The following is a 25,994-nucleotide window of genomic DNA, read 5'->3' as shown; positions in this document are numbered from 1 at the left end:
CGTGTCATCCCTGCCGGCCGGCCCGAGGGGGCCATGTTGTCCCACTATCGCCTGTGCGCGGCGCTTCAGAGATCGCGCGTCTCGCGCACCTGCGTGACCTCGACCCGGGCGCCGCCCTGGGCGAAGCTCAGGTCCAGGCCCTGCCCCGCCGCCAGATGGGCGGCATCGCGCACGATGCGGCCGTCGGCGTCCCGGGCGATAGCATACCCGCGCGCCAGCGTGTTGCCGGGATCGAGCGCGCGCAGTTGCGCGCCGGCCGCGGCCAGTTGGTCGCGGCGCCGCGCCAGCAGGCGCGCGTGCGCCTGCGTCAGCTGGCGCGAGACGGCGGCCAGGCGCTCGGCGCCGCGGCGGGTGTCGGGCACGCGGTGCGCCAGGCGCTGCGCCAGCAGATTGACGCGGGCGCCGCGCCGGGCCTGCGGACCGGTCCAGGCCGAGGCCAGCCGGTAGCTCAGGCTGTTCAGGCGCTCGCGCTGGTGCTCCAGGCGCTGGGCCGGCGACACCAGTTGCGCGGCGGCGCGATCCAGCCGCTGCGCCGCGCGTTCCAGGCGGCGCTGCTGGCCGCGCACCAGGGTCTCGGCCGCATACATGACGCGGCCCAGCAGTTCCGAGCGAGGCACGCAGGCCAGTTCGGCGGCCGCGGTCGGCGTGGGCGCGCGCACGTCGGCGACGAAGTCGGCGATGGTGAAGTCGGTTTCATGGCCGACGCCGCTGATGGTGGTGATGGCGCTGGCGTCGATCTCGCGGGCCAGGGCTTCGTCGTTGAAGCTCCAGAGGTCCTCGATGCTGCCGCCGCCGCGCACCAGCAGCAGCGTATCGACCTCGCCACGGGCGTTCGCCTGGCGGACCTGCGCGGCCAGCCGGCCGGCCGCGTCGGCGCCCTGCACCGGCGCCGGATAGATGATGACCGGCACCTGCGGCGCGCGCCGCGCCAGCGCCGACAGCACGTCGCGCAGCGCGGCGGCATGCAGCGAGGTGATCACGCCGATGGCGCGCGGCATCGGCACCGGTTCGCGCTTGCGCGCCGGATCGAACAGGCCTTCCGCGTTCAACTGCTCTTTCAGGCGCAGGAAGGCTTCGTACAGATTGCCCAGGCCGGCGCGGCGCATGGCGTCGACCTGCAGCTGGTAGTCGCCGCGCGGTTCGTACAGCGACACCCTGACCCTGATTTCGACCTGGTCGCCCGCGCGCGGCACGAAGCCGACCGCGCTGGCGCGGCCCCGGAACATGACGGCGCGCACGGCGGCGCGGCTGTCCTTGAGCGTGAAGTACCAATGCCCGGAAGCCGCCTGCGTGAAGTTGGAAATCTCGCCGCGAACCCACAGTGCCGGGATGCTGCGCTCCAACAACTGCCCCACCGCTTGGTTCAGCTGGGCAACTGTCAGGATATCCCGCGCAAATACGTTGTTTGTGACTGCAAGTTCAATTGTCATAAGGCTTTCCGATGCGTACCTGTCCACAGGGCATACGTAGCGGGCCGCCATGATACCGCGTCCGGGCATTTTTGCCGCGGCTGGCCCGAAAGCTAGCAAATTCGACCTAAGAACATGATTTTTATGGAATTTCCGACCATACGCGGCTGCTCGAATTTGGAGCAAACAAGCGCAAGCCCTGTGCCCGCAAGCGTTCCGGCGAAGTTTTGCACAGAATTATCCACAAATTCTGTGGATAGTTTTGGCGGCCGGCCGCCCTTGCCACATCCCCGCCGCGCCGTTACAGTTTCGGCTTGATCAGATGCCGGCGCGTGGCCCTCCCCCGCCCCCCCCCCGGTGCACCTGGAGTTGACCGCTTTGCTTTCCATCTTGCGCGAGGCCGGCTGGCCGATCTGGCCCCTGCTGGCGACGTCCGTGCTGGGTCTTGCGCTGATCTTCGAGCGCTTCCTGTCGCTGCGCCGCAGCCAGGTCATGCCGCGCGGCCTGAACGAACAAGTGGCCGAGATGCTGCGCAACCGCCAGGATTCGCCCGAATCGCTGAGCCGCCTGGAACGCAATTCCCCCCTCGGCCGCGTGCTGGCCGAGGTCATGCGCCACCGCCACCTGCCGCGCGAGGAATTGCGCAGCGTGGTCGAGGACACCGGCCGCGCCGTGGCCCATGACCTGAGCCGCTACATCCCCGCCATCGGCACCATCGCCGTGGTCGCGCCACTGATGGGCCTGTTCGGCACCGTGGTCGGCATGATCGAGATCTTCGGCTCGTACACGCCCGGCGGCGGCGACCCCGCCCAGCTGGCGCGCGGCATCTCGATCGCGCTGTACAACACCGGCTTCGGCATCCTCATCGCCATCCCCGCCATGATCGCGCACCGCTATCTGCGCGGCCGCGTCGACGGCTACCTGAACGCGATGGAGCTGTCGGCCGCGCGGCTGGCGCGCGCCGTGTCGCACGCGCCCGCCACGCGCGAGGACCGTCCATGAATTTCCGGGGCTCCCGGGGCGACCGCGACGAGCTGGACATCAACCTGATTCCGCTCATCGACGTCCTGCTGGTCATCCTCATCTTCCTGGCGGCGACCACCTCGTTCGCCCGCTTCACGCAGCTGAAGGTCACGCTGCCGCAGGCGTCCGCCGAACAGGAGACCCCGCCGGCGCTGGAAGTGGCGATCAGCCAGGACGGGCGCTATGCGCTCAACGGCACCCTGATCGACGTCTCCACGCCGCCCGAGATCGCCGACGTGCTGCGCCAGGCCGCCGCCGGCAAGACCGAACCGCTGGTGGTCATCAACGCCGACGCCCAGGCCACCCACCAGTCCGTGATCAACGTGATGGAAGCGGCCCGCCTGGCCGGCATCGGCCGCGTCAACTTCGCCGCCCAGACCACCCGGTGAGCGCGTCCCGCCCCAAGGCCTCGCTGCTTGCGCGCCAATGGCAGCACGGCGGCTGGCTCTCCACCCTGCTGCGCCCCCTGTCCGCGCTGACCGCGCGCGTGGTGGCGCGCAAGCGTGCGCGCTACCGCGACGGCCGCGCCAGGGCCTACCGGGCGCCGGTGCCGGTGGTGGTGATCGGCAACATCTTCGTCGGTGGCACCGGCAAGACGCCGATGGTCATCGCCACGGTCCAGGCGCTGCGCGCCCGCGGCTACACGCCGGGCGTGGTCAGCCGCGGCTACGGCGTGAAGCTGGGACCGCAGCCGCGCGTCGGCCTGGGGGAACTGGAGGCGGCGCAATTCGGCGACGAGCCGGCGCTGATCGCGCGCGCCACCGGCGCCCCGGTGTCGGTGCACCCGCGCCGCGCGCTGGCCGCCCAGGCGCTGCTGGCCGCGCATCCGCGTGTCGATGTGATCGTGTCCGATGACGGCCTGCAACACCTGGCGCTGGCACGCGACGTGGAAATCGTGGTGCAGGATCAGCGCGGCATCGGCAATGGCCGGCTGCTGCCCGCCGGCCCCCTGCGCGAGCCGGCCAGCCGGCTGCGCGAGGTGGATGCGGTGATCACCAACATCGGCGTGCCCGACGGCCGCGCGGCGCCGCCAGCCGACGCGCGGCCGCGCCAGGTCGCCATGTGGCTGGAACCCGATGACGCCCGCCAGATCGAGGGCGGCGCGCGCCGGCCGCTGGCGGCCTTCGCCGGCCAGCCGGACGTGGCCGCGGCCGCCGGCATCGGCAACCCGGAACGCTTCTTCGCCACGCTGCGGGCCCAGAGCATCGCGCTGGCGGCCACCCTGCCCCTGCCCGACCACCACGACTACGCGCGTTCACCGTTCCAGGAATTGGCCGCGCCCATCATCCTGGTCACGTCCAAGGACGCGATCAAATGCGCCGCCTTGCACGACGCGCGCCTGTGGGAAGTGCCGGTGCGGGCCGGCTTTTCCGACCCGCAACTGTTCGACTGGCTGGCGCAGGCATTGCGCCAGCGCGCCCCGCGCCAACCGGCCTAGAAGAACGCCGGACGCGCCGCGACCGGACGCCGGGCGTACTCCGCCAGGCCGCGCTTGCGCGCCGCCGCCGCGCGCAGCCGCAGCGCCGCCAGGACGCCGTGCACGATCACCAGCAACAGCGCCGCCGCCAGCCAGATCACGCGCGCCAGCGAAGGCCACGGATCGTCCAGCGAACGGCGCGCATCGACGTCCACGACCGTGTCGCCCGAGGCCTCGCGCTCGACCGCCGTGACCACGCCCGCGGCCTGGAACGGCTGGGCGCCATCGGCCGCCAGCATCGCGACCTGGCGGCTCCAGGACTGCAGCATGTCCGGCATTTCCTCGCGCGCCATCAAGGACGACAGATCGGCATAACGGCCGGGCCACACCTGCAGGACGACGCCGCCGCGCTGACGCGCCATCAGGTCGTTGCCGGCGCGCGCCAACACCTCGCGCAGCTGCGGCTCCATGCTGCTCTTGGCCAGGCCGCGCAGCTGGTTGGCGGCGCGCGTGATGATGACGCCCTCGTCGGCATTGCCCCGCTGCTTGAAGGCGCCGCCCTGCGCCAGCTGCAACAGCGCCAGCCAGTTGTCGGGTTCGTCGCGCGCCAGCATCAGGCTGTCGACGGTCTCGGCCTTGAGGCGATCGCACTCGGCGATGGCCTGGCCGGTGGCGCTCTCGCACGCCAGCTCGATGGTCAGCACCAGATCGGTCACGCGGCTCACCGTCACGGCCGACACGTTGCGGGCGTTGTAGGCGGCCAGCGGATTGCCGGCCAGGCTGCCGTAGACCTGATTGCGGACCAGCATGTCCATCATCGGGTTGGGCCGGGTCTTCAGAAAAGCGCCCGAATACAGCTGCAGCGCGGCCGGCGCCACGCGCAGTTCGTCGGCGCGGATCGCCTCGCCCTGCCAGCGGATGCGCTCGCAATCGAAGCGCACCTCGCCCTGGCGGTACGCGTCCGGCTGGAACTGGCAGCGGCCCGCGCCCTTCAAGGACACCAGGTCGCCGGGCGCGGGCGGATCCTGGACCAGCGCCGCGGCCGAGTCGTAGACGCGCGGCTGCGCGCCGCGCGCCCAGGCCGACGCCAGCGCGATGTCGCCGCGCAGGTCGGCGCCATCGATCAGGCCCAGCGCCACGCCGGCGATCAGGCCGGCCAGCGCCAGCGTCACGTGGCGACCCCAGGCCACGCTCGGAAACAGGCGCTGCTCCTCGTCCACCGAAAAGCGGTTGCCCAGGCGCAGCACGGCGTAGTCTTCCACCCGCAGGTCCACGTCGACGCGGCCGTCGTCCGGCAGCTCCAGGTTGGCGCGCCAATGGTCGGGCAGCGTCACCGGCAGCTTGTCGCCCAGGAACAGCTGGGTCGACACCGCCTGCGCGTTGGCCGGATTGGTCAGCACGATCGCGTTCAATTCGCCCCGCACCCGGTTCACCTTCTGCGCCGCGCCCAGCGGCCGCCGGCGCCAGGTCAGCCAGACGGCCAGCAGCGCCGGCGCGGCGGCCGAGGCCAGCCACGCCAGGCCGCCGCCCGCCGCGGCCACGCCCAGGCAGACGAAGGCCGCCAGCCACAGCAGGGCGGGCCAGAAGGCGATGCCGGACGGACGGCGCCAGGCGATCTCGGCGGGCGTTTCCTCGCGCTGGCTCAGGATCTCGACCCGCATGGCGTCGGCGAACTCGCGTTCGGCCTGGGCGTCGGGCGCGTTGCCGGCGTCCTGCGCGGCGGCCGCGTCGGCATCGACCACGTTCTGCATCTCGCCCAGCTTGCCGCTGGACCATTGCTGGTTCTGCTTCTGCCGGCGCGCCTCGCGCTCGCGGCCGCCGGCCAGGTCGAATTCGCCGTTCAGCGCCACCACGATGGCGAATTTCTCCGTCATCACCACTTCGGCCTGGTTGTCCTCGCGCAGATAGTCGCGCGCATCGTAGGGCAGCACCACGTCGACGCCGCCCAGCGTGTCGTGCATGGTGGCCGCGCCATGGCCCGATTCCAGCCCGTGGCGCACGAAGGCGCCGCGCAGCGGGAACACACCGTCATTCAGGAGCGCGACGCGTTGGGTCGGCTTGGCGGGCCGCACCAGGAACGGCTGCACCAGCGCCTGTTCCTCCGCGCTCAGCCGCCGCAGCGGCTGGCCTTCCTGCTTGAGTTCGCGCAGCGCGCCCTTGTTGTCACTGCGGCGCGCCATGTAGGTGATGGCGCTGATGACCGACCAGACCAGGATGATGAGCATCAGCCCGATGCGAAGGGTGTTGGCATCCATTGTTCTGTTTTTCCTCTTTCCTCACGTCGCGGCGGATCATAGCCACCATCCGTCCCGGAATTTCTAGCGCGAGCGTCAAAACATGACAATAATTAACAGAACCACCCATCCGGCGGCCCCGTTCACCACCTCGCGCCGCGCGCCAGACGGCCGATCGCGGGCTGCGCGCGCCCAAACTGTTTTAGAATCCCGGTCATGGAATCCCGCCTTCTCGACATCCTCGTCTGCCCCCTGTGCAAGGGCCGCCTCGAACACGACCGGACCCAGGCCGAACTGGTCTGCCGCGCCGACCGCCTGGCGTTCCCGCTGCGCGACGGCATTCCCGTCATGCTTGAATCGGAAGCGCGCTCGCTGGACGACGCCCCCGTTTCTTCCTGACCCGCCCGCATCGTGAGCTTCATCGCCCTGATCCCGGCGCGGACCGCCTCGACCCGCCTGCCCGACAAGCCGCTCGCCGACATCGCCGGCAAGCCGATGGTGGTGCGCACGGCCGAGCGCGCGGCGCAATCGGGCGCCGCGCAGGTCCACATCGCCACGGATGACGCGCGCGTCCAGGACGCCGCCCGGGCCCACGGCCTGCGCGCCCTGATGACGCGCGGCGACCATCCCACCGGCACCGACCGCCTGGCCGAGGCCGTGGAACAGCTGGGCCTGCCCGACGACGCCATCGTCGTCAACGTGCAGGGCGACGAGCCGCTGATCGAACCCGAACTCATCGACGCCGTGGCCGCCCGCCTGGCCGACAGCCCGGAGGCGGACATCGCCACCTGCGCCTGTCCGCTGGCCGACGCCCAGGCGCTGTTCAACCCCAATGTGGTCAAGCTGGTCTGCGCCGTCGACGGCCGCGCGCTGTATTTCTCGCGCGCGCCGATCCCGTGGGCGCGCGACGCGCTGGCCGGCGGCGAGCGCGTGCTGGCCGAGGGCCTGCCCGCCTGGCACCACATCGGCCTGTACGCCTACCGTGTGTCGTTCCTGCGCCGCTACCCGACCCTGCCGCAAGGCGCGCTGGAACGGTTCGAGTCGCTGGAGCAGCTGCGCGCGATGGAGCACGGCCACGTCATCGTCGTCCATCGGGCGTCGCACCCTCCGGCCGCCGGCGTAGATACCCCCGCCGACCTGGAACGCGTTCGCTTGATCTATAGCAAACAGATATAAGGGTTATTTCGCATGGCGCGGCCCCGCAGAGGCTGCTGCGTTGCGGCATAATCGCTCGGATCACAAAAATTAAACCCCATTCAGGAGCACTCATGCGTCTCATCTTGCTCGGACCTCCCGGCGCCGGCAAAGGCACTCAGGCCGCGTTTCTCACCCAGCATTTCGGCATTCCCCAGATTTCCACGGGCGACATGCTGCGCGCCGCGGTCAAGGCCGGCACGCCCCTGGGCATCGAAGCCAAGAAGGTCATGGATGCCGGCGGCCTGGTCTCGGATGAGATCATCATCGGCCTGGTCCAGGACCGCCTGAAGCAGCCCGACTGCGCCAACGGCTACCTGTTCGACGGCTTCCCGCGCACCATCCCGCAAGCCGACGCGCTCAAGAGCGCCGGCGTCAAGCTGGACTACGTGGTGGAAATCGAAGTCCCCGAAGAAGACATCATCGAACGCATGAGCGGCCGCCGCGTGCACCAGCCCAGCGGCCGCAGCTACCACGTGCGCTTCAACCCGCCCAAGGTCGAAGGCAAGGACGACGTCACCGGCGAAGACCTGATCCAGCGCGACGACGATCGCGAGGACACCGTCCGCAACCGCCTGAACGTGTACCGCCAGCAGACCCGTCCGCTGGTCGACTATTACTCGACGTGGGCCCAGCAAAGCCCCGCCGACGCGCCGAAGTATCGCAAGATCTCCGGCGTCGGCGCGGTCGAGGAAATCAAGTCGCGCCTGTTCGACGCGGTCAAGAACTGACCGGGCGCTTCGATGGCTCCAGGCCTTCGGCGCCGGCCGGACGCGATGCGTTCCGGCCCCGGCCCGAAGGCCTTGTCGCATCCGGCGCCCGCCGCGCCGCTTTCATCCCTTGAATTGATCTGGTGGTAGAGACATGGAAATCGCGAACAAGGTATTCATCGTTACCGGTGGCGCATCCGGCCTGGGCGCCGGCACCGTGCGCATGCTGGTGGCCAACGGCGCCAAGGTCGTCATCGCCGACCTGCAGGACGGCCCTGGCGAGGAACTGGCCAAGGAACTGGGCCAGCGCTACGTGCACTGCGACGTGACGCAAGAGGCCGACGGCCAGCGCGCCGTCGCCGCGGCCAAGGAACTGGGCGCCCTGTTCGGCCTGGTCAACTGCGCCGGCGTGGCGCCCGCCGCCAAGATCGTCGGCAAGAACGGCGCGCACCCGCTGGACCTGTTCCAGAAGGTCGTGTCGATCAACCTGATCGGCAGCTTCAACATGATGCGCCTGGCCGCCGAGGCCATGAGCGGCAACACGCCCGAGCCCACCGGCGAGCGCGGCGTGATGATCAACACGGCCTCGGTCGCCGCGTTCGACGGCCAGATCGGCCAGGCGGCCTACGCCGCCTCCAAGGCCGGCGTGGCCGGCATGACCCTGCCGATCGCCCGTGACCTGGCCAAGACCGGCATCCGCTGCATGACCATCGCCCCCGGCATCTTCGGCACCCCGATGATCTTCGGCATGCCGCAGGAAGTGCAGGACTCGCTGGCCGCCAGCATCCCCTTCCCCGCCCGCCTGGGCCGCCCGGAGGACTACGCCAAGCTGGTGCAGAGCATCATCACCAATGACATGCTGAACGGCGAGACGATCCGCCTGGATGGCGCCATCCGGATGCCCCCGAAATAAAAATGCCCCCACGCCCCCCCCCCAATTTCCCGGGGGGCTTTTTTCTTTTGCAGTCACCTCAATGAGCCTGTTCCGTTCCGCGGCCACCGTCAGCAGCCTTACCCTGCTGTCCCGTATTTCCGGCCTGGTCCGCGACGTCCTGGTGGCGCGCGCTTTCGGCGCCGGCCCCATCACCGACGCCTTCTGGGTCGCCTTCCGCATTCCCAACCTGCTGCGGCGGCTGTTCGCCGAGGGCGCCTTCGCCCAGGCCTTCGTGCCGATCCTGGGCCATGCCCGCAACAACCGCTCCGAGGCCGAAGTCCGCACGCTGCTGGACCGCGTGGCGCTGCTGCTGACCATGGCGCTGATGACGGTCACGCTGATCGGCATCATCGCCGCGCCGTGGGTGGTGTCGGCCATGGCCAGCGGCCTGCGCGGCGCGGCCCGCGATACCGAATTCGGCGCCGCCGTCTGGATGACGCGGATGATGTTCCCCTACATCTTCTGCATGTCGCTGATCGCGTTCGCCTCCGGCGTGCTCAATACCTGGCGCCGCTTCGCCGTGCCGGCGTTCACGCCGGTGCTGCTGAACCTGGCCATGATCGCCGCCTGCCTGTGGCTGGCGCCGCGCATGGACGTGCCGGTCTACGCGCTGGCCATCGGCGTCATGGCCGGCGGCGTGGCGCAACTGGCGGTGCAATGGGTCGCGCTGGCGCGGCTGGGCATGACGCCGCGCTTTTCGCTGCGCTTTCGCGAGGCCTGGGCCGACCCCACCGTGCAGCGCATCCTCAAGCAGATGGCCCCGGCCACGCTGGGCGTGTCGGTGGCGCAGATCTCGCTGCTGATCAACACCAACATCGCCACCTGGCTCACGCCCGGCAGCGTCACCTGGCTGTCGTTCGCCGACCGCCTGATGGAATTCCCGACCGCCCTGCTGGGCGTGGCCCTGGGCACCGTGCTGCTGCCCAGCCTGTCGGCGGCCCACGCCCGCGACGACCACGACGGCTACAGCGCCCTGCTCGACTGGGGCCTGCGGCTGGTGCTGCTGCTGGGCCTGCCCGCGGCGGTGGGCATGGCGCTGCTGTCGGACGGCCTGGTGGCCACGCTGTTCCACTACGGCGCGTTCTCGTCCCAGGACGTGCTGCAGACCCGGCTGGCGGTCATGTCTTATTCGGCCGGCCTGATCGGCCTGCTGGCGGTGAAGATCCTGGCGCCCGGCTTCTACGCCAAGCAGGACATCCGCACCCCGGTGAAGATCGCCATCGGCGTGTTGATCCTGACCCAGCTGATGAACGTCGCGCTGGTGCCGCTGATGGCCCACGCCGGCCTGGCGCTGGCGATCGGCCTGGGCGCCTGCCTGAACGCGCTGGCGCTGCTGATCGGCCTGCGCCGCCGCGGCGTCTACCGGCCCGGCGCCGGCTGGGGCCGCTTCGCCCTGCGCCTGGTTCCGGCCCTGGCGGCCCTGGCCGCGCTGCTGGTGTACGCAGATGGTCGTATTGACTGGATCGCCCTGCAGGCCCATGCCGGCCATCGCGCGCTCTGGCTGACGGGCGTATTGGCGGCCAGTGCGGCCGTCTACTTCGGCATGTTGTTACTGTTTGGGTTCCGTCCCCGGGACTTCGGACGCCGGTCCGCCCACTAATTTCCGGGGTTCGCACCCCAATCTCGGCAAAAAGCCGGCTACCCGCCGGCTTTTTTTTGCATTTGATTCGTCAAGAATTGACAAGCGGCCGGTAATCTTTGGTAAAAAACCTTTATTATTTACAAATTGCCATCGAAAGGATTCCCGCCTGGCTACCCAGGCGGCAGCTTGAAGTGAAGTACGCCCAAGGACAACCCATGGCGGACCAAGTCATCAATTGGTTACTGCTGCTACGCTCCGGTAAAGCGACGGCGCAGGACTACAACGATTTCCTGGCGTGGCGCGCGGCCGACCCCCTGCATGAGAATGCCTGGCAACAATTGACGGGCACTCTGGCGGGTTCAGGCTTTGGCCGGCTGGGCGACGCCTATCCTGCCGGTTACGCCACGACCGCCTCGCCGCCGCCCCCACCGCAGGTGGCGCCCGCGCCTGCCGTCACGCCCCCCGTCGTCGTGCCGCCGCGCCGGCGCTTCCTGACGGGTTCGCTCGCGCTCGCCAGCGCGGGCGCCTGCGCCGCTTACGTCGGCAATGCCTTCTACCCCTTGAGCAACGTCGCGGCGGATGCCGCCACGGCCACCGGCGAGCGCCGCCGCTACCAGCTTTCCGACGGCAGCCAGTTGCTGCTGGACGCGCGCAGCCGCGTCAACCTGGACTTCACCCCCGCCTACCGCCAGGTGCGGCTGCTGGACGGCGCCGTCACCGTGTCGGTGGCGCCGGACGCCCGCCGGCCCTTCCTGGTGCAGACCGCCGAGGGCACCGTGCGCGCCCTGGGCACCCGCTACATGGTGCGCCAGCAGGCCCAGCGCACGGTGGTCGTGGTGCACGAGCACGAGGTGGTGGTGGAAACCATGGCCGGCGCCCACGGCATCGTGCGGGCCGGCGCCGGAGCGCGCTTCGACGCCTCGCGCATCGACACCCCGCGCGCCGAGCTCATGGCCGAGGCCGCCTGGGAATCGGGCTGGGTCGACGCCCGCGGCCGCCCGCTGGCCGAGATCATCGCCGCCCTGCGCCCCTATCGCAGCGGGTCCCTGCGCGTCTCCATGGCCGCCGGCGGCCTGCCGGTGTCCGGCCATTTCCCCCTCGACGACACCGACGCGGCGCTGACCGCGCTCGAAGACACGATGCCCATCCACGTGCGGCGCTATACGCCCTGGTTCGTCTCGATCAACGTCGCGGCCTGACCACGCCGGCTGACACGGGGCTGTAACGAAAAGCCGCTTCCGTTGTATACTCAGCACGGTGTTTTTATCCAGTAGGCGCAGCAGGGCCCACCAGGCGTTGATTCCTTCGATGCCCGCGCGGTCTGAAGCCCGGGTCAAGCTACCCGGGCCCTGCAGTCCGAGGCTTTCCTCGCAGCGCCCCCCGCCCGGTTGACGGGCGCTCCATCGGCAGACACGGCATTTAAAGCTTGCAATCCCCCGGGGACTTGCTAAAATGTTCGACTTTGCCGAATTCAACTTACATAGCAACATGGCCAATACCGCCCAAGCCCGCAAGCGCGCTCGCCAATCCGTTGAGCGCAACAAGCACAATTCCAGCCTGCGCTCGATGCTGCGCACCGCCATCAAGCGCGTTCGCCAATCCATCGCCGCCGGCGACAAGGCTGCGGCTGGCGAAGTGTTCCAGAAGGCGTCGAGCGTGATCGATCGCGTGGCTGACAAGAACATCATCCACAAGAACAAGGCCGCTCGCCACAAGAGCCGCCTGGCTGCCGCCATCAAGGCGCTGGCCTAAGCCATTATGCCGCCCTGCCTTGCAGGGCGTCATGAATACGGCAAATGAAGAAGGATGCCCGCGGGCATCCTTTTTTGTTGCCTGGCGTTGCCTGCCGCCATGGCCATGGACCATGACGCCACTGCCGAGTGACAGTGGCCCACGGCAACTGTATCCGCCCGTCAGTCCTGCCGGGCCGCGAGGCGGGCGCGGATCTGCTGGGCCTCGTCGCGCAGGGTCGCGGTGAAGGCGTCCACCAGCGGATTCTTGGGCCGGTGCTCCGGAAACACCAGGTTGACCCGGAACGGGAACGACCGCCGCAATGGCCGGATATGCAGGCCGCGGCCGATGAAATCCAGCGCCGTCAGCGGGTTGACGATGGCCAGGCCCAGCCCCTGGCGCACGAAGGCGCACACCGAGACCGCCGTCGGCGTCTCGATGATCGCGCGCCGCAGCACGCCCTCGGCCGCGAAGGCCTCGTCGATCTGGATCCGGTAGGGATCGCTGGACGACAGGCTGACGAACGGTTCGCCGGCGAAATCGGCCAGTTCCAGCGCCGGCCGCGCCAGCAGGCGATGGCCGTCGGGCAGCACGCAGACCTCGTCCACTTCCAGCAATAATTCCAGCCGGGTGCCGGCCGGCTCCAGCTCGTGCTCGGTCAGGCCCAGGTCATAGCGCTGGGCCGTGAGCCATTCCTCCAGGAACGGCGATTCCTGCGCCTCCAGCGCCAGGCTCACGCCCGGGTAGTCCTGGCTGAAGCGCCGGAAGGCGCCCGGCAGCAGCGAATGGGAAAACGCCGGCAGCGCGATCACCGCCAGCTGCCCATCCTGGAACGCGCGCAGGCGCGCCGCCGTGGACGCCACACGCTCCAGCCCGGCGTATGACTGCCGCACCTCGTCGTACAGCGCCAGCGCCGGCATGGTGGGCCGCAGGCGGCCGCGCACGCGCTCGAACAGGGCGAAGCCGATGGTCTGCTCCATGCGCGCCAGCTCCCGGCTGACGGTGGGCTGCGAGGTGAACAGCAGGTCGGCGGCCTTGGTCACGCTGCCGGCGATCATGAGGGCGCGGAAGACTTCGATGTGCCGATGCGTCAACATGCCAAACCCATATCAGGAATGAATCGATGTGGAAAATCTAAGCATTTTACTGGATGACCCGGCGCAGGCATGATGCTGCCCTGATTCCCTACCCCGTCACCGCTACAAGGTTCACCCCGCAATGGCTTTCGATCCGCGCCAACTCACCCAACTCGCCGCCGAGCACGGCACCCCGCTGTGGGTCTACGATGCCGCCGTCATCCGCGAGCGCATCGCCCAGCTGCGCCGATTCGATGTCATCCGCTACGCGCAGAAGGCCTGCTCCAACCTGCACATCCTGCGCCTGATGCGCGCCGAGGGCGTGATGGTGGACGCGGTGTCGCTGGGCGAGATCGAACGCAGCCTGGCCGCCGGCTTCGAGCCCGCGGGCGAGCCGGCCGGCGTGGTGTTCACGGCCGACCTGATCGACCACGCCACCCTGGCCACCGTCATCAAGCACGGCATCACCGTCAATGCCGGCTCGCTCGACATGCTCGAACGCGTTGGCCAGCACGCGCCGGGGCACCGGGTGTGGCTGCGCATCAACCCGGGCTTCGGCCACGGCCACAGCAACAAGACCAACACCGGCGGCCCGCAAAGCAAGCACGGCATCTGGATCGACGACGTCGCGGCCGCCATCGGCATTGTGCGCCGCTACGGCCTGAAGCTGGTCGGCATCCACATGCACATCGGCTCGGGCGTGGACTACGGCCACCTGTCGAGCGTGTGCGACGCGATGGTCGACGTGGTCGCATCGATGGACCACGACATCGAGGCCATTTCGGCCGGCGGCGGCCTGTCGATTCCGTATCGCGAGGGCGAGCCGCGCATCGACTGCGACCACTACTTCGAGCAATGGGACGCGGCCCGCAAGCGCATCGAGCAGCGCCTCGGCCATGAGGTGCGCCTGGAGATCGAACCGGGCCGCTTCCTGGTGGCCGAGGCCGGCGCGCTGGTGGCCGAAGTGCACGCGATCAACCGCCGCCCCGAGCGCGATTTCGCGCTGGTGGACGCCGGCTTCAACGACCTGATGCGCCCGGCGATGTACGGCAGCTACCACCGCATCTCGGTGCACGCGCCGGACGGCGCCACGCCGCCGACGGCCGCGACCCGCGTCGCCGTGGCCGGCCCGCTGTGCGAATCGGGCGACGTCTTCACGCAGGACGCTGGCGGCGTGGTCTCGGATCAGTCGCTGCCGCAGCCGCGCATCGGCGACTTCCTGGTGTTCCACAATGCCGGCGCCTATGGCGCGTCGATGTCCTCGAACTACAACACCCGGCCGCTGGCGGCCGAAGTGCTGCTGGACCGCAACGAGGCGCGCCTGATCCGCCGCCGCCAGACGGTCGCCGACCTGCTGGCGCTGGAGCAATAAGGCAAGGCGCGGCCGTGGCGAACGCGACGGCCGCGCGATCGGGCAGGATCAGGTGGGAAAGGCTTCGCGCAAGGCGAAGGTGGCCTGCTTGAACACGCCCAGGTCGGTGCCGACCGCGACGAAGTGCATGCCCATGTCCAGGTAGCGGCGCGCATCGGCCTGCACCGGCGCCAGGATGCCCACCGCCTTGCCCTGCGCGCTGACGCGCTGGTACAGGTGGCGAATCGCCTCCTGCACTTCCGGGTGGCCCGGATTGCCCAGGTGGCCCAGGGCCGCGGCCAGGTCCGACGGGCCGATGAAGACGCCGTCCACGCCCTCGACCGAGGCGATCGCGTCGACCGCCTCGATGCCGGGGCGGCTCTCGATCTGCAGCAGCACGCAGATGTTGTCGTTGATGGTCTTCAAGTAATCCGGCACGGTGCCGTAGCGGTTGCTGCGCTGCATGCCGGCCACGCCGCGGATGCCCTGCGGCGGATAGCGCGTGGCGGCCACGGCGCGGCGCGCGTCGTCCTCGGATTCGATGAAGGGGATCAGCAGGTTGTAGAAGCCGATATCGAGCAGGCGCTTGATCTCGACCGGATCGTTCCAGGTCGGCCGGCCGATGGCGGCGCTGGCGCTGCCCTGCAGGGCCTGCAGCTGCTGCAGGAACATCGGCACGGTGTTGGGCGAATGCTCGCCGTCCAGCAGCAGCCAGTCGAAGTCGGCCAGGCCCGCGACTTCCGCGGTGATGTGGCTGGACATGCACATCCAGAAACCGATCAGGCGCTCGCGCGCCAGGATGCGTTGGCGAAAGCGGTTGGGCAAGGGTGAAGTCATCGCTGCGGGTTTCCCATCGTATTGAACCCCCGGCGCCGCCCGGCGCGCGGGGGGGGAGTTGATACCGGACGCTAGTCCATGCGGGCGCCGGAGGCCTTGGCCGCCGCGCCCCACTTGGTGATTTCGGATTGGACGAAGGCCGAGAACGCCTTGGGGTCGTCGCCCACCACCACGAAGCCTACGCTTTCCAGCTTCTGCCGGATATCCGGTGAAGCCAGGGCCTTGACGGTCGCCTGGTTCAGGCGCTGGATGACCGCGGGCGGGGTCTTGGCCGGCGCCGACAGGCCGAACCAGGACTCGGCGGCAAACCCCGGATAGCCCGATTCCGCCACCGTGGGCGTGTCCGGATAGGCCGGGTTGCGCTGGGCGCTGGCCACCGCCAGGGCGCGCAGCTTGCCCGACCTGACCTGCGGCAGCAGCGAATCCTGGTTCAGGAACATCACCGAGACACGGCCGCCGATCATGTCGGTGATGGCGGCCGCGCCGCCCTTGTAGGGCACGTGCACCAGGTCGAGCTTGGCGGCCTGCTTGAGCATTTCCATGGCCAGATGGCCGGACGAGCCGTTGCCCGAGCTGGCGTGGGTGTACTTGCCCGGATTGGCGCGCACCAGCTTGATGAAGTCGGCGAAGTTGGTGGCCGGGAATTCCATGTTGGCCACCAGCACATTGGGGCCGGTGGCCAGCAGCGAGATGTGGGCGAAGTCGCTGTCGCGGTACGGCATGCTCTGGTAGAGCGAATAGCTGATGGCGTTCGAGCCCACGCCCGACAGCAGCAGCGTGTAGCCGTCGGGCTCGGCCTTGGCGACCACATCGGAACCGATGTTGCCGTTGGCGCCGCCCTTGTTCTCGACCACGACGCTCTGGCCCAGTTCCTTGGACAGCTCGGCGGCCAGCAGGCGTCCGACCGCGTCGGTGCTGCCGCCCGCGGGGAACGGCACGATCAGCTTGACCGGCCGCGTCGGCCAGTCCTGCGCCAGCAGCAGCCCCGGCGCGACCGCCGCGGCCGCGCCCAATGCCAGCGCGGCCAGCCCCAGCCGGCGGCGCGCCGGCGATGTCTTGTGTTGCATGGTTGTCTCCTTGTGGTGTTTTTCTAATGCTTGCCGCCCGGTGGCCGGGTCGGTGGATCAACGCGCGGGCAGGCCCGCGCGGCGGGAAAAACGTCATGCGACCGGACGGAGCGCTCAGTCCAGCAGATAAGGCACCGCGGCGCGCGCGCAGATCTCGCGCAGGCGCGTCGCCAGTGCCGTAGGGATCGGGATGCCCTGTTCGCGGCGGCGCGCGCTCGGCGGCCTCGGGCTCGCCGGCCACCAGCACCGGCTCGTCGGGCCGCGCGGGCGGCGTGTCGTGCAGCGTGTCGATCAGGTCGTCCATGTCAGACTCGAACGAGCCGCTGGCGCGGAACGCGTCGGGATTGAGCGCCAGGAAGAAGTGGCCGACGTCATCGGGCTCGCCGGGGCGGCGCGTGACATTGCGGCGCGCCGCCAGCGCGCTGCCGCTGAGCGTGCCGCCCAGGATCTGCGCCATCATCGCCAGGCCGTAGCCCTTGTGGCTGCTCATGGCCGGCGTGCCGCCCAGCGGCGTCAGCCCGCCCTCGGGATGCTTGAAGATGAACTGCATGGCGCTGTCGGCCGCGGTGACCGGCTCGCCCTGCCCGTCCACCGCCCAGCCCGGCGGCAGCGGCTTGCCAAGGAAGTCATAGACCTTGACCTTGTTGGCCGCGACGGTGGTGGTGGCCATGTCGAGCACGAACGGCTCGTTGTGCGCGGCCGGCGCGCCGAAGGCGATGGGGTTGGTGCCCAGCATGGGCATGGCGCCGCGCGTGGGCACCATGATGACGCCGTTGGCGCTGCTGGTGACCAGCCCGACCACGCCGCGCTCGACGGCGATGCGCGCATAGACGCCGGCCGCGCCGAAGTGATGCGAATTGCACACCGAGACGGCGCCCACGCCATGCTCCAGCGCCTTGTCGACGGCCAGGTTCATGGCCTGCGCCGATACCGGATAGCCCAGCCCGCCCATGCCATCGAGCAGCGCGCTGGCGCCGCCGTCGCGCACCACGCGCGGGCGCGCATCGAGCTTGAGCGAGCCGGCGCGCAGTTTGTCCTCGTACGCGGGCAGCATCGAGATGCCGTGCGAATCGATGCCCAGCAGATCCGTCTCGGCCATCAGGCCCGCGGTGATGGCGGCCAGGTCCGGCGCCATGCCCCATGCCTGCAACACAATCAGAATCTGCTCCCGCACCTGCCCCGCCGATGCCGCTGTTCCTGCCGAACCATTGCCTTGCACGCGATCTCTCCTGCTGTTGTCAGTGTGAAGCTCCCGGACGGCGCGCGGGCCGGTCAATCGCGTTCGCGGTCGACCAGCCGGTGGCGGGCCTGGCCCAGGTGGAATTGCATGGCGACCCGGGCGCGCTCGCCGTCCTGGGCGCGGATCGCCTCGAGGATGGTGGCGTGCTCGTCCAGGACGCGCTGGGCGCGCTGGCGCGACCCGGTGCGGGTCAGGTTGAGCGTCAGGCGCATGAAGCCGTTGATGGACTCGTGGATGCTTTCCAGCACGCCGAGATAGAAGTCGTTGCCGGTGGCCTCGGTGATGCTGGCATGGAACGCCAGATCGGCCTCGGCCGACATCTGGCCGCGCGCCAGGCTGTCGGCGAAGGCGGCGTGCGCGGCCTCGATCTTCTGCAATTGCTCGTCGGTGCGGCGCAGCGCCGCCAGCCGCGCGGCGTCGCCTTCCAGCGCCACGCGCAGTTCCTGCGCGCGCAGGTAGGCGCCGACGTTGCCGACGTCGCTGAAGGCGGTCAGGCGCGGCGCCGGCTGGTGGCTGACGAAGGTGCCCAGGCCCTGGTGCGCGGTGATGAGGCCGTCGGCGCGCAGCCGCAGCAGGGCTTCGCGCACCACTGGCCGCGATACGCCGAAGCGCTCGGAGATCTCGTTCTCGGAAGGCAGCTTGTCGCCGACGTTGAGATTGCCGGCGACGATCTGCTCGAAGATCTGGCCGTACAGCTGATCCGCCAGCCGCACGCGGTGGCCGCGTTCCAGCACCAGCGCGCCCATGGCGTCCGGCTCGGCGGACGCGGACGGCGCGGACGGGGGCGATGCTTTGGGTCGGGCCACGGAGCCTCCTAGGGCCTGTTAACAGCGCTCATCGTACCGTCAATGCCGCGCGCGCGGCCATCAGGCCGTGACGGTTTCGCGGTCCCACTCGGCCAGCGCGCGCGCCACCGGCGCGACCCGTTCGCGCTCGGCGCTGGAGATGCCGGTCAGCAGCGGCAGCATCGGGCCCATGTCGGCCACGCCGGACAGGGTCACGGCGTCGTGCAGCACGCGGATCGGGCTGATCGCGTCGCGGCAATCCTCCAGGCCCAGGTAGTGGGCGCGCACCGTTTCAGCCTCATCGTAGCGGCCTTCCTTGAGCAGATGCAGCAGGCGCATCGAGCCGCGCGGGGCGACGCAGACCGAGCCGGAGGTGAAGCTCTTCAGGCCGAAGTCGCGATAGTGGACGATGGCCGGGCGTTCGCCGATGCCGCTGACCACGCGGTTGGCGTCCACGCTTTGCAGCAGCGCCGACAGATAGGCGTCGCGCGCCGGCTCCTCGCGCACCACCGCGTACTTGAACGCGACGATGCGGCCTTCCTCGACCAGGCGCGCCGCCGTGGCCGGCGCCAGGTAATCGGCGGACTTGATGTAGACCACCGCGGGCTTGCCCAGCGCGTCGGTGAAGCGGCGCACGCCATCGGCCAGGCCGGCGTCGGTGTAGGGAAACGACATCGGCAGCAGCATCGCGGTGGGAAAGGCGCGCGAACGCAGCAGCGCGGCCTGGTCCATCATCTTGCCGAAATCGGGGCCGACCGAGGGCAGGATCCAGGTGTCCGGCCCGGCCAGCGCGGCCAGCATATCGACGATGCGGGCGTATTCGCCCACGCCGACGTTGTAGAAGTTGGCGTTGCCGCCGTACATCACGTTGCGCACGCCGCCCGCCTCCAGGTGCCGCAACAGCTGCTGGTTGGCGGCTTCGTTCAGGGACAGGTCGGCATGGCGCGCCAGCGGCGGCACCGCGATGACGGAACGCTGCAGGTCCTGGACGGTGACCGGGGAGGTTTTCATGGCGGGGTCTCCTGGCGGATTCCGAGGCGGAATCCAGTTGTTAGATGACTGGTTCGCAAAAAGTATACTTGGTTGACAAGTAGACCCTCAATACCTATATTCGTTTTACAAGTCATCGGTAGCACGACGGCGAGGCGCGACAGACGCCGGCAGCATTCAGACCCGGGCCCCGGCCCGGCAGGAACACCCCACAAACGATGCGCGGCCACGCGCACACGAGGAGACGACTTCCATGCTTGCAGCCCCCTTGCGCGGCCGCCTGGCCCTTGCCGCCTGTCTGGCCGCGGCGGCCCTGTTGCCCGCCGCCGCGCGCGCCGCCGACTATCCGGCGCGCGACGTCAGGATCATCGTGCCCTTCCCCGCCGGCGGCACCGCCGACATCGCCGCGCGCGTGGTCGCGGCCGAACTGGGCAAGGCCTGGGGCAAGGCGGTGGTGGTGGACAACAAGGCCGGCGCGGGGGGCAACGTCGGCACCGCCGAGGCGGCGCGCGCCGCCGCCGACGGCTACACCCTGCTGATGGGCACCGTCAGCACCCACGCCATCAACCAGTCCGTCTACGCCAAGCTGCCCTACGATCCGGTCAAGGACTTCACTCCGGTGACGCTGGTGATCCCGGTGCCCAACGTGCTCGAACTGAATCCGGGCTTTGCCGACAAGCACGGCATCCGCAACGTGGCGGACCTGATCAAGCACCTGAAGGCCAATCCCGGCAGCGTCAACATGGCCTCGACCGGCAACGGCACCTCGACCCACCTGTCGGGCGAACTGTTCCAGACCATGACCGGCACCCGCATGACGCACGTGCCCTACAAGGGCAGCAGCCCCGCGCTGACCGACGTGATGGCGGGCTCCTCGGATCTGATCTTCGACAACCTGCCGTCGTCGATGGGCTTCATCAAGAGCGGCAAGCTGCGGCCGCTGGCGGTCACCACCGCCACGCGTTCGCCGGCGCTGCCGGACGTGCCGACGCTGGCCGAGGCCGGCGTGCAAGGGTACGAGGCATCCAGCTGGTTCGGCCTGCTGGCCCCGGCCGGCACGCCGCCGGCGATCGTCGACAAGATCCAGCGCGATGTCGCCGCGGCGCTGCAACAGGCGCCGGTGCGCGAACAGCTGCAGGCCCAGGGCGCCACGCCGTCGGGCAACACGCCGGCGCAGTTCACCCAGTTCATGGCGCGGGAAACCGTCAAATGGGCCGCGGTCGTGAAGCAATCGGGCGCCAAGGTCGACTGACCCGCGCCGATCCGGACCCGGCCGCCACGCGTGGGCGCCGGGTTCTTCATCATCACGCGAACCAGGAGACACCATGAACAAATCGATGGGCGCGATCGCGCTGTCCGCCGCCGCGCTGCTTGCCGGGCCGGCGGTCCATGCCGCCGGCTATCCCACCAAGCCCGTCACGATGATCGTGCCGTTCGTGCCGGGCGGCTCGTCCGACATCACGGCGCGCAGCGTCACGCCGGGGCTGACCAAGGCGCTGGGCCAGACCTTCGTGGTCGAGAACAAGCCGGGCGCCAACAGCGCCATCGGCGCGCAGGCGCTGGCCCGCTCGACCGCCGACGGCTACACCATGATGGTCGGCTCGATCGGCACCTTCGCCATCAACGAGGCGCTGTACAAGAACCTCTCGTACAACCCGAGCAAGGACTTCGAGTACCTGACCCAGGCGGTGCGCAATCCCAACGTGCTGGTGGCCTCGCCGTCGTTCCCGGCCAACACGGTGGCCGAACTGGTCGACTACGCCAACAAGAATCCGGGCAAGGTGTCGTACGCCTCGTCCGGCACGGGCTCGTCCGACCATCTGTCGGCGGTGATGTTCCGCCAGCGCACCCAGACCTCGGGCGTGGACGTGCCGTACCGCGGCGGCGGCGCCGCCATCGCCGACCTGATGGGCGGCCAGGTCAACGTGTCGTTCCAGAATCTGGGCGCGGTGCAGACCCACATCAAGGCCGGCAAGCTCAAGGCGCTGGCCATCACCGGCGATGCGCGCGCGGCGGACCTGCCGGACGTGCCGACGCTGGCCGAGGCCGGCGTCAAGGACATGGTGGTGTATTCGTGGCAGGGCTTCGCCGTGCCCAAGGGCACGCCGCCGGCCGTGGTGCAGCAGCTGACGCAGGCGCTGCAGACCGCCCTGCGCGATCCGCAGACCGAGAAGACGCTGCAGGGGCTGGGCTTCGAAGTGGTGGCCAACACGCCGCAGCAGCTCAGCGCGTTCCAGCAGGCCGAGGTCAAACGCTGGAAGGACGTGATCCAGAAGGCCGACATCCAGCTGGAATAAGGCCGCCAGGCGGTGCGGCCCGGGGATGCTCCCGCGGCCCGCGCCCTCTCAGCCGGATTCAAGGCCGGATCAAGTAGCATGAAGGTTTCGCCACCCACCTGTACGACAACATGACCACCAAGCATCGCATCATCCAGGTCGGCTCGCTGGCCGGCTCGCCCTCCGCCAACCAGCGCCTCGCCGAGCGCTATGACGTCATCGAGCTCTGGAAGCAGCCGGATCGCAAGGCAGCCCTGGCCGAACTCGGCAAGGGCGTCACCGCCGTCGTCACCTCGGCCAACTTCGGCGCCAACGCCGAACTCATCAACGCCCTGCCCGACCTGAAGGCCATCTGCAGCTGGGGCGTGGGCTACGAGACCATCGACGTGCAGGCGGCGCACGCGCGCGGCGTGCAAGTCAGCAACACGCCCGACGTGCTGACCGATTGCGTGGCGGACCTGGCCTGGGGCCTGCTGATCGCCGGCGCCCGCCGCATGGGCCAGGGCGAACGCTTCGTGCGCGCCGGCCAGTGGGGCCAGGTGCACGGCAGCATTCCGCTGGGCCAGCGCGTCAGCGGCAAGAAGCTCGGCATCGTGGGCCTGGGCCGCATCGGCGAGGCCATCGCCCGCCGCGGCGTCGGTTTCGACATGCAGGTGCGCTATCACAACCGCAGGAAGCGCGACGACATCGATTACGGCTACGAGGCCTCGCTGACCGACCTGGCGGCCTGGGCCGACTTCCTGATCGTGGCCACCGTGGGCGCCCCCGCCACGCGCCACCTGGTCAACCGCGAAGTGCTGGAGGCGCTCGGTCCGCGCGGCATCATCGTCAACATCGCGCGCGGTCCGGTCATCGACGAGGCCGCGCTGGTGGCCGCGCTGGAAGCCGGCAAGCTCGGCTGCGCCGCGCTCGACGTGTTCGAGCACGAGCCCAAGGTGCCCGAGGCCCTGATCAAGAGCGACCAGGCGGTGCTGCTGCCTCACATCGGCAGCGCCACGCTGGAAACGCGCCAGTCGATGGAAGACCTGATGCTGGAGAACCTCGCGGCGTATTTCGATACGGGCCGCGTGATCACGCCGGTGGATTGAGGCGGACGGGAACGGCGGCGCGGTCAGCGCCGTCGGCTCCCGTGCACGTGACGCGAATACCGGCAACACAAACGCGGCCGGCACAAACGAAAAAGCCTCTCGGCGCCCATACCGAGAGGCTTTCGACTTTCAGGCCCGAAGACCCGTCCGCCGTGCAAAGGAACTACGGGATCCTGCGATCCGGCACTGTGCAACGCCTTACTTGGCAGGCGTCGTGGCGGTGCCCGATTTGTCCATCTTGGAAGCGCCCGATTTCTCGGCGCCTTGTTTGGCGGACGTCTTGTCGGACTTGTGATGCTTGTGCTGCGCCTGGGTCTTGGTTTCGCCCGCCTTGGTCGTGGCATCGGCGCCCGCCGCGAACGCCGAAGGCGCGGCAGCGAGACCGAGGCACAAGGCCGAAGTGGACAGGAACGCAGCGATACGGGAGTGAGTCGTCATTACATGAACTCCTAATGGTGAAGGCCGCGGGGCTGCCCCCTTGGCCTTTCCGACACGGGGCGGCAACATCGCCGCATGACCCGTACTCCGTTGGAACCCGCGCCCCGCCGAAGGTTCAGCCCGATGCGCGGAATTTTCGCGTCCTTTCCGACGTTAACGCTTCGTCATGGGATCGTGACAATCGACGCGCGCCCTGCGACGTTCAGCTTTCAACTATCAGCAGCGCCACGGTGGCGAACAGCATCGCCGCGAAACAGGCTCTCAGCTTTCGTTCAGGCAGGCGATAGGCCAGGCGCACGCCCACCGGCACGAACAGCAGGCTGCCCGCGGCCAGCGGCAGGCCCACCAGCCAGGCGGCCTGGCCGGCCCATGAATACGTCGCCAGCGCCACCGCCGAACCGGGAATCACCATGCACAGGGCCAGCGCCTGCGCGGCGGTCTGCGGCAGCCGGAACACCGTGGTGATGATGGGCACCGCCAGCACCGCGCCGCCCACGCCGAAGAAACCGCCCAGCGTGCCGCACAGCATGCCCAGCACGCTGGCGCGGCGCGGCGTGAAGACCGGCGCGTTGCCGCTGGCCCTGGGCGCGCGCAGGGCCAGGCCGGCGCGCCAGGTCTGCCAGGCATAGAACAGCGCGATGAAGAACAGGAACACGGCGAAGCTCAGGCGCAGCACGCCCGACTCGATGCCCAGCGCCAGCCGCGCGCCGACCCAGGTGAACACCACCGCGCCGCCCGCGCCGGCCAGCGCCACGCGGCGGTCGATGCGGGTCTGCTGGTTGTACTTGCGCACCGCCATGATGATGGTGGGCAGCACCATGATCAGCGCGGTGCCCTGCGCCAGCTGCTGGGACATGCCCATCAGCAGCACCAGCGCCGGAATCGCGATCATGCCGCCGCCGATGCCCAGCACGCCGCCCATGAAGCCAATGAGGCACCCCGCGCCCAGGCACAGGGCGATCAGCAACAGACTCACGTGGGGCTCCCGTCAGCGCAGCTTGTCGAGCGCGGCGTCGAGCCGGTCCACCGCCCAGATCTCCAGCCCCTCGATGGGCTGGCGCGGCGCGTTGGCCTTGGGGATGAGCGCGATCGAGAAGCCCAGCTTGGCGGCTTCGCGCAGGCGTTCCTGGCCGCGCGGCGCGGGCCGGATCTCGCCCGCCAGGCCGACTTCGCCGAAGGCGATCAGGCCGCGCGGCAGGGGCCGGTCGCGCAGCGACGACATGATGGCCAGCAGCACCGGCAGGTCGGCCGCCGGCTCGGTGATCCGCACCCCGCCCACGGCGTTGACGAACACGTCCTGGTCGAAGGTCGAGACGCCCGCATGGCGGTGCAGCACCGCCAGCAGCATCGCCAGGCGGTTGCCCTCCAGGCCGACCGTCAGGCGGCGCGGATTGGGCGCGTGGGAACTGTCCACCAGCGCCTGGATCTCGACCAGCAGCGGGCGGGTGCCTTCCTGCGTGGCCATCACGCAGGAGCCGGCCACCTGCTGCTCGTGCTGCGACAGGAACAGCGCGGAGGGATTGGCGACGCCGCGCAGGCCGCGGTCGGTCATGGCGAACACGCCCAGCTCGTTGACCGCGCCGAAGCGGTTCTTGAAGGCCCGCACCAGGCGGAACGACGAATGCGTGTCGCCCTCGAAGTACAGCACCGTGTCGACGATGTGCTCGAGCACGCGCGGGCCGGCCAGCGCGCCGTCCTTGGTGACGTGGCCGATCATGACGATGGCGATGCCGGTCTGCTTGGCCAGGCGCGTCAGCTGCGCGGCGCACTCGCGCACCTGCGACACCGAGCCGGGCGCAGCGGTCAGCTCGCCGCTGTACAGGGTCTGGATCGAGTCGATGACGGCCACGCTGGGCTTCTGCTCGGACACCGCGGCCTGGATGGCTTCCAGGCGGATTTCCGCCAGCAGATTGACATTGCCGGTCTGCAGCCCCAGCCGGCGCGCGCGCAGCGCCACCTGCTCGGCCGATTCCTCGCCGGTGACGTAGAGCACGTTGGTGCTTTCCGACAGCGAGGCCAGCGCCTGCAGCAGCAGGGTCGACTTGCCGATGCCGGGGTCGCCGCCGATCAGCACCACGGCGCCGGCCACCAGGCCGCCGCCCAGCACGCGGTCGAATTCCTCCAGCCCGGTGGGGGTGCGCGGCGTTTCACGCGCCTCGATCTCGGACAGGCTGCGCACCGGGCTGCTGGAGGCCAGCGGCGCGTAGCGGTGCGAGGCCGCGGCGGCCGGCGCGGCCGACTCCACGGTTTCTTCCAGGGTGTTCCAGGCGTTGCAGTGCGGACACTTGCCTTGCCATTTCGGGGTGGTGCCGCCGCATTCGGCGCACACATAGACGGTTCGGGTTTTAGCCATGGGCGCAAGTTTACCGGCACACGGCGGCGCCCGGGAGCCGCGGACGCGTCGCCGCGGCGCGCCGGACCGGCGGTTTTGCCCCGCCCTGGTGCAGCCAGCTTTCAATTCGCTTGCATAAACAGGGACGCGTCACAGTTACACCATGCAAACAGAAGAAATTCGCTGGCAGATTTCTGCAAATCGCGCATAATCACCGGGTGATGCGCAATGTTGAACCGTCGGTTATGTGGCGGCATACCCGGCGCCGCCGTCCGACAGG

24 protein-coding genes and 1 pseudogene are annotated in these 25,994 nt (G+C 69.5%); 14 read left to right on the top strand and 11 right to left on the bottom strand.

Translation table 11 applies throughout. The features are described 5' to 3' along the window. Nucleotides 1–65: 65 nt before the first annotated feature. Nucleotides 66–1,430 (bottom strand): exodeoxyribonuclease VII large subunit, encoded by a 1,365-nt coding sequence (xseA, locus tag AOZ49_RS11600; RefSeq protein ID WP_054475435.1) that lies wholly within the window; start codon nucleotides 1,428–1,430, stop codon nucleotides 66–68. A 357-nt stretch (nucleotides 1,431–1,787) separates the two neighbouring features. Here xseA and AOZ49_RS11595 point away from each other — a divergent pair, with 357 nt between their 5' ends. The 3 genes from AOZ49_RS11595 to lpxK are packed head-to-tail and all read left to right on the top strand — an operon-like array spanning nucleotide 1,788 to nucleotide 3,870. Beyond that, entirely contained in the window at nucleotides 1,788–2,411 is a 624-nt protein-coding gene (locus tag AOZ49_RS11595) for a MotA/TolQ/ExbB proton channel family protein (protein ID WP_054475433.1), read from the top strand. After that, nucleotides 2,408–2,821, top strand: coding sequence for an ExbD/TolR family protein (locus AOZ49_RS11590; RefSeq protein ID WP_054430107.1), 414 nt, complete (start codon nucleotides 2,408–2,410; stop codon nucleotides 2,819–2,821). Before AOZ49_RS11595 ends, AOZ49_RS11590 begins: the two co-directional genes overlap by 4 nt. Further along, nucleotides 2,818–3,870, top strand: a complete 1,053-nt coding sequence (gene lpxK, locus AOZ49_RS11585) for a tetraacyldisaccharide 4'-kinase (protein ID WP_054475431.1) — start codon at nucleotides 2,818–2,820, stop codon at nucleotides 3,868–3,870. Before AOZ49_RS11590 ends, lpxK begins: the two co-directional genes overlap by 4 nt. On the opposite strand, the gene AOZ49_RS11580 is transcribed toward lpxK, so the two are convergent. Then, nucleotides 3,867–6,104 carry an IgaA/UmoB family intracellular growth attenuator gene (locus AOZ49_RS11580; protein WP_054475429.1) on the bottom strand — a complete coding sequence of 746 codons (2,238 nt, stop codon included), beginning with the start codon at nucleotides 6,102–6,104 and terminating at the stop codon, nucleotides 3,867–3,869. The genes lpxK and AOZ49_RS11580 overlap by 4 nt on opposite strands. Before the next feature lie 195 nt (nucleotides 6,105–6,299). On the opposite strand from AOZ49_RS11580, the gene AOZ49_RS11575 reads away from it, so the two are divergent. From AOZ49_RS11575 to rpsT, 7 genes are all read left to right on the top strand, one after another. After that, complete coding sequence (locus AOZ49_RS11575; protein ID WP_006396036.1) at nucleotides 6,300–6,482, top strand: Trm112 family protein; 183 nt, start codon at nucleotides 6,300–6,302, stop codon at nucleotides 6,480–6,482. A 12-nt stretch (nucleotides 6,483–6,494) separates the two neighbouring features. Next, on the top strand, nucleotides 6,495–7,259 hold the full coding sequence (gene kdsB, locus AOZ49_RS11570; protein ID WP_054475427.1) for a 3-deoxy-manno-octulosonate cytidylyltransferase: 765 nt from the start codon (nucleotides 6,495–6,497) through the stop codon (nucleotides 7,257–7,259). Nucleotides 7,260–7,351: 92 nt separating this feature from the next. Then, entirely contained in the window at nucleotides 7,352–8,008 is a 657-nt protein-coding gene (gene adk, locus AOZ49_RS11565; protein ID WP_054430114.1) for an adenylate kinase, read from the top strand. Nucleotides 8,009–8,141: 133 nt separating this feature from the next. Then, nucleotides 8,142–8,900, top strand: a complete 759-nt coding sequence (locus AOZ49_RS11560; RefSeq protein WP_054430117.1) for a 3-hydroxyacyl-CoA dehydrogenase — start codon at nucleotides 8,142–8,144, stop codon at nucleotides 8,898–8,900. A gap of 61 nt (nucleotides 8,901–8,961) precedes the next feature. Further along, nucleotides 8,962–10,521: a murein biosynthesis integral membrane protein MurJ gene (murJ, locus tag AOZ49_RS11555; protein WP_054475425.1), complete on the top strand. Its 1,560-nt coding sequence runs from the start codon at nucleotides 8,962–8,964 to the stop codon at nucleotides 10,519–10,521. Nucleotides 10,522–10,718: 197 nt separating this feature from the next. Beyond that, nucleotides 10,719–11,702, top strand: coding sequence for a FecR family protein (locus AOZ49_RS11550; protein ID WP_054475424.1), 984 nt, complete (start codon nucleotides 10,719–10,721; stop codon nucleotides 11,700–11,702). 289 nt (nucleotides 11,703–11,991) lie between these two features. After that, the gene (rpsT, locus tag AOZ49_RS11545) at nucleotides 11,992–12,255 is read left to right on the top strand and encodes a 30S ribosomal protein S20 (RefSeq protein ID WP_006396042.1); all 264 of its coding nucleotides are present in this window, start codon (nucleotides 11,992–11,994) and stop codon (nucleotides 12,253–12,255) included. Nucleotides 12,256–12,416: 161 nt separating this feature from the next. Here rpsT and AOZ49_RS11540 read toward each other — a convergent pair whose 3' ends face one another. Beyond that, nucleotides 12,417–13,331, bottom strand: coding sequence for a LysR family transcriptional regulator (locus AOZ49_RS11540; RefSeq protein ID WP_054430123.1), 915 nt, complete (start codon nucleotides 13,329–13,331; stop codon nucleotides 12,417–12,419). Between the two features lie 121 nt (nucleotides 13,332–13,452). Here AOZ49_RS11540 and lysA point away from each other — a divergent pair, with 121 nt between their 5' ends. Then, nucleotides 13,453–14,682 carry a diaminopimelate decarboxylase gene (lysA, locus tag AOZ49_RS11535; protein WP_054475422.1) on the top strand — a complete coding sequence of 410 codons (1,230 nt, stop codon included), beginning with the start codon at nucleotides 13,453–13,455 and terminating at the stop codon, nucleotides 14,680–14,682. A gap of 48 nt (nucleotides 14,683–14,730) precedes the next feature. Here lysA and garL read toward each other — a convergent pair whose 3' ends face one another. The 5 genes and pseudogenes from garL to AOZ49_RS11510 form a co-directional block, all read right to left on the bottom strand. Then, nucleotides 14,731–15,498, bottom strand: a complete 768-nt coding sequence (gene garL / locus AOZ49_RS11530) for a 2-dehydro-3-deoxyglucarate aldolase (protein WP_054430127.1) — start codon at nucleotides 15,496–15,498, stop codon at nucleotides 14,731–14,733. Nucleotides 15,499–15,569: 71 nt separating this feature from the next. Beyond that, nucleotides 15,570–16,565 carry a Bug family tripartite tricarboxylate transporter substrate binding protein gene (locus tag AOZ49_RS11525; RefSeq protein ID WP_054430129.1) on the bottom strand — a complete coding sequence of 332 codons (996 nt, stop codon included), beginning with the start codon at nucleotides 16,563–16,565 and terminating at the stop codon, nucleotides 15,570–15,572. A gap of 114 nt (nucleotides 16,566–16,679) precedes the next feature. Beyond that, nucleotides 16,680–17,784: pseudogene (locus tag AOZ49_RS31710) on the bottom strand (Ldh family oxidoreductase). A 53-nt stretch (nucleotides 17,785–17,837) separates the two neighbouring features. Continuing rightward, nucleotides 17,838–18,551, bottom strand: a complete 714-nt coding sequence (locus tag AOZ49_RS11515; protein ID WP_054430135.1) for a FadR/GntR family transcriptional regulator — start codon at nucleotides 18,549–18,551, stop codon at nucleotides 17,838–17,840. A gap of 120 nt (nucleotides 18,552–18,671) precedes the next feature. Then, nucleotides 18,672–19,601, bottom strand: a complete 930-nt coding sequence (locus AOZ49_RS11510) for a dihydrodipicolinate synthase family protein (protein ID WP_054430137.1) — start codon at nucleotides 19,599–19,601, stop codon at nucleotides 18,672–18,674. Between the two features lie 232 nt (nucleotides 19,602–19,833). On the opposite strand from AOZ49_RS11510, the gene AOZ49_RS11505 reads away from it, so the two are divergent. The 3 genes from AOZ49_RS11505 to AOZ49_RS11495 all read left to right on the top strand — a co-directional run bounded on the left by AOZ49_RS11505 (nucleotide 19,834) and on the right by AOZ49_RS11495 (nucleotide 22,944). Beyond that, nucleotides 19,834–20,832 (top strand): tripartite tricarboxylate transporter substrate binding protein, encoded by a 999-nt coding sequence (locus AOZ49_RS11505; RefSeq protein WP_054475417.1) that lies wholly within the window; start codon nucleotides 19,834–19,836, stop codon nucleotides 20,830–20,832. A 73-nt stretch (nucleotides 20,833–20,905) separates the two neighbouring features. Next, on the top strand, nucleotides 20,906–21,877 hold the full coding sequence (locus AOZ49_RS11500) for a Bug family tripartite tricarboxylate transporter substrate binding protein (RefSeq protein ID WP_054475415.1): 972 nt from the start codon (nucleotides 20,906–20,908) through the stop codon (nucleotides 21,875–21,877). Between the two features lie 110 nt (nucleotides 21,878–21,987). Further along, nucleotides 21,988–22,944 (top strand): 2-hydroxyacid dehydrogenase, encoded by a 957-nt coding sequence (locus AOZ49_RS11495; RefSeq protein WP_054475413.1) that lies wholly within the window; start codon nucleotides 21,988–21,990, stop codon nucleotides 22,942–22,944. A gap of 198 nt (nucleotides 22,945–23,142) precedes the next feature. Here the strand turns inward: AOZ49_RS11495 and AOZ49_RS11490 are convergent, their stop codons facing one another. The 3 genes from AOZ49_RS11490 to radA all read right to left on the bottom strand — a co-directional run bounded on the left by AOZ49_RS11490 (nucleotide 23,143) and on the right by radA (nucleotide 25,735). Then, a complete protein-coding gene (locus AOZ49_RS11490; protein WP_054475412.1) occupies nucleotides 23,143–23,382 on the bottom strand; it encodes a hypothetical protein in 240 nt (79 codons plus the stop codon). 202 nt (nucleotides 23,383–23,584) lie between these two features. After that, nucleotides 23,585–24,358, bottom strand: a complete 774-nt coding sequence (locus AOZ49_RS11485) for a sulfite exporter TauE/SafE family protein (RefSeq protein ID WP_054475410.1) — start codon at nucleotides 24,356–24,358, stop codon at nucleotides 23,585–23,587. A gap of 12 nt (nucleotides 24,359–24,370) precedes the next feature. Further along, a complete protein-coding gene (gene radA, locus AOZ49_RS11480; protein ID WP_006396055.1) occupies nucleotides 24,371–25,735 on the bottom strand; it encodes a DNA repair protein RadA in 1,365 nt (454 codons plus the stop codon). Between the last annotated feature and the right edge of the window lie 259 nt (nucleotides 25,736–25,994).

The sequence above is a fragment of the Achromobacter sp. 2789STDY5608615 genome (assembly GCF_001298995.1).
Taxonomy (GTDB): Bacteria; Pseudomonadota; Gammaproteobacteria; order Burkholderiales; family Burkholderiaceae_B; genus Achromobacter; species Achromobacter insuavis.
Note: the sequence above shows the minus strand (reverse complement) of the source record. Positions and strands in the feature narration are given on the sequence as shown.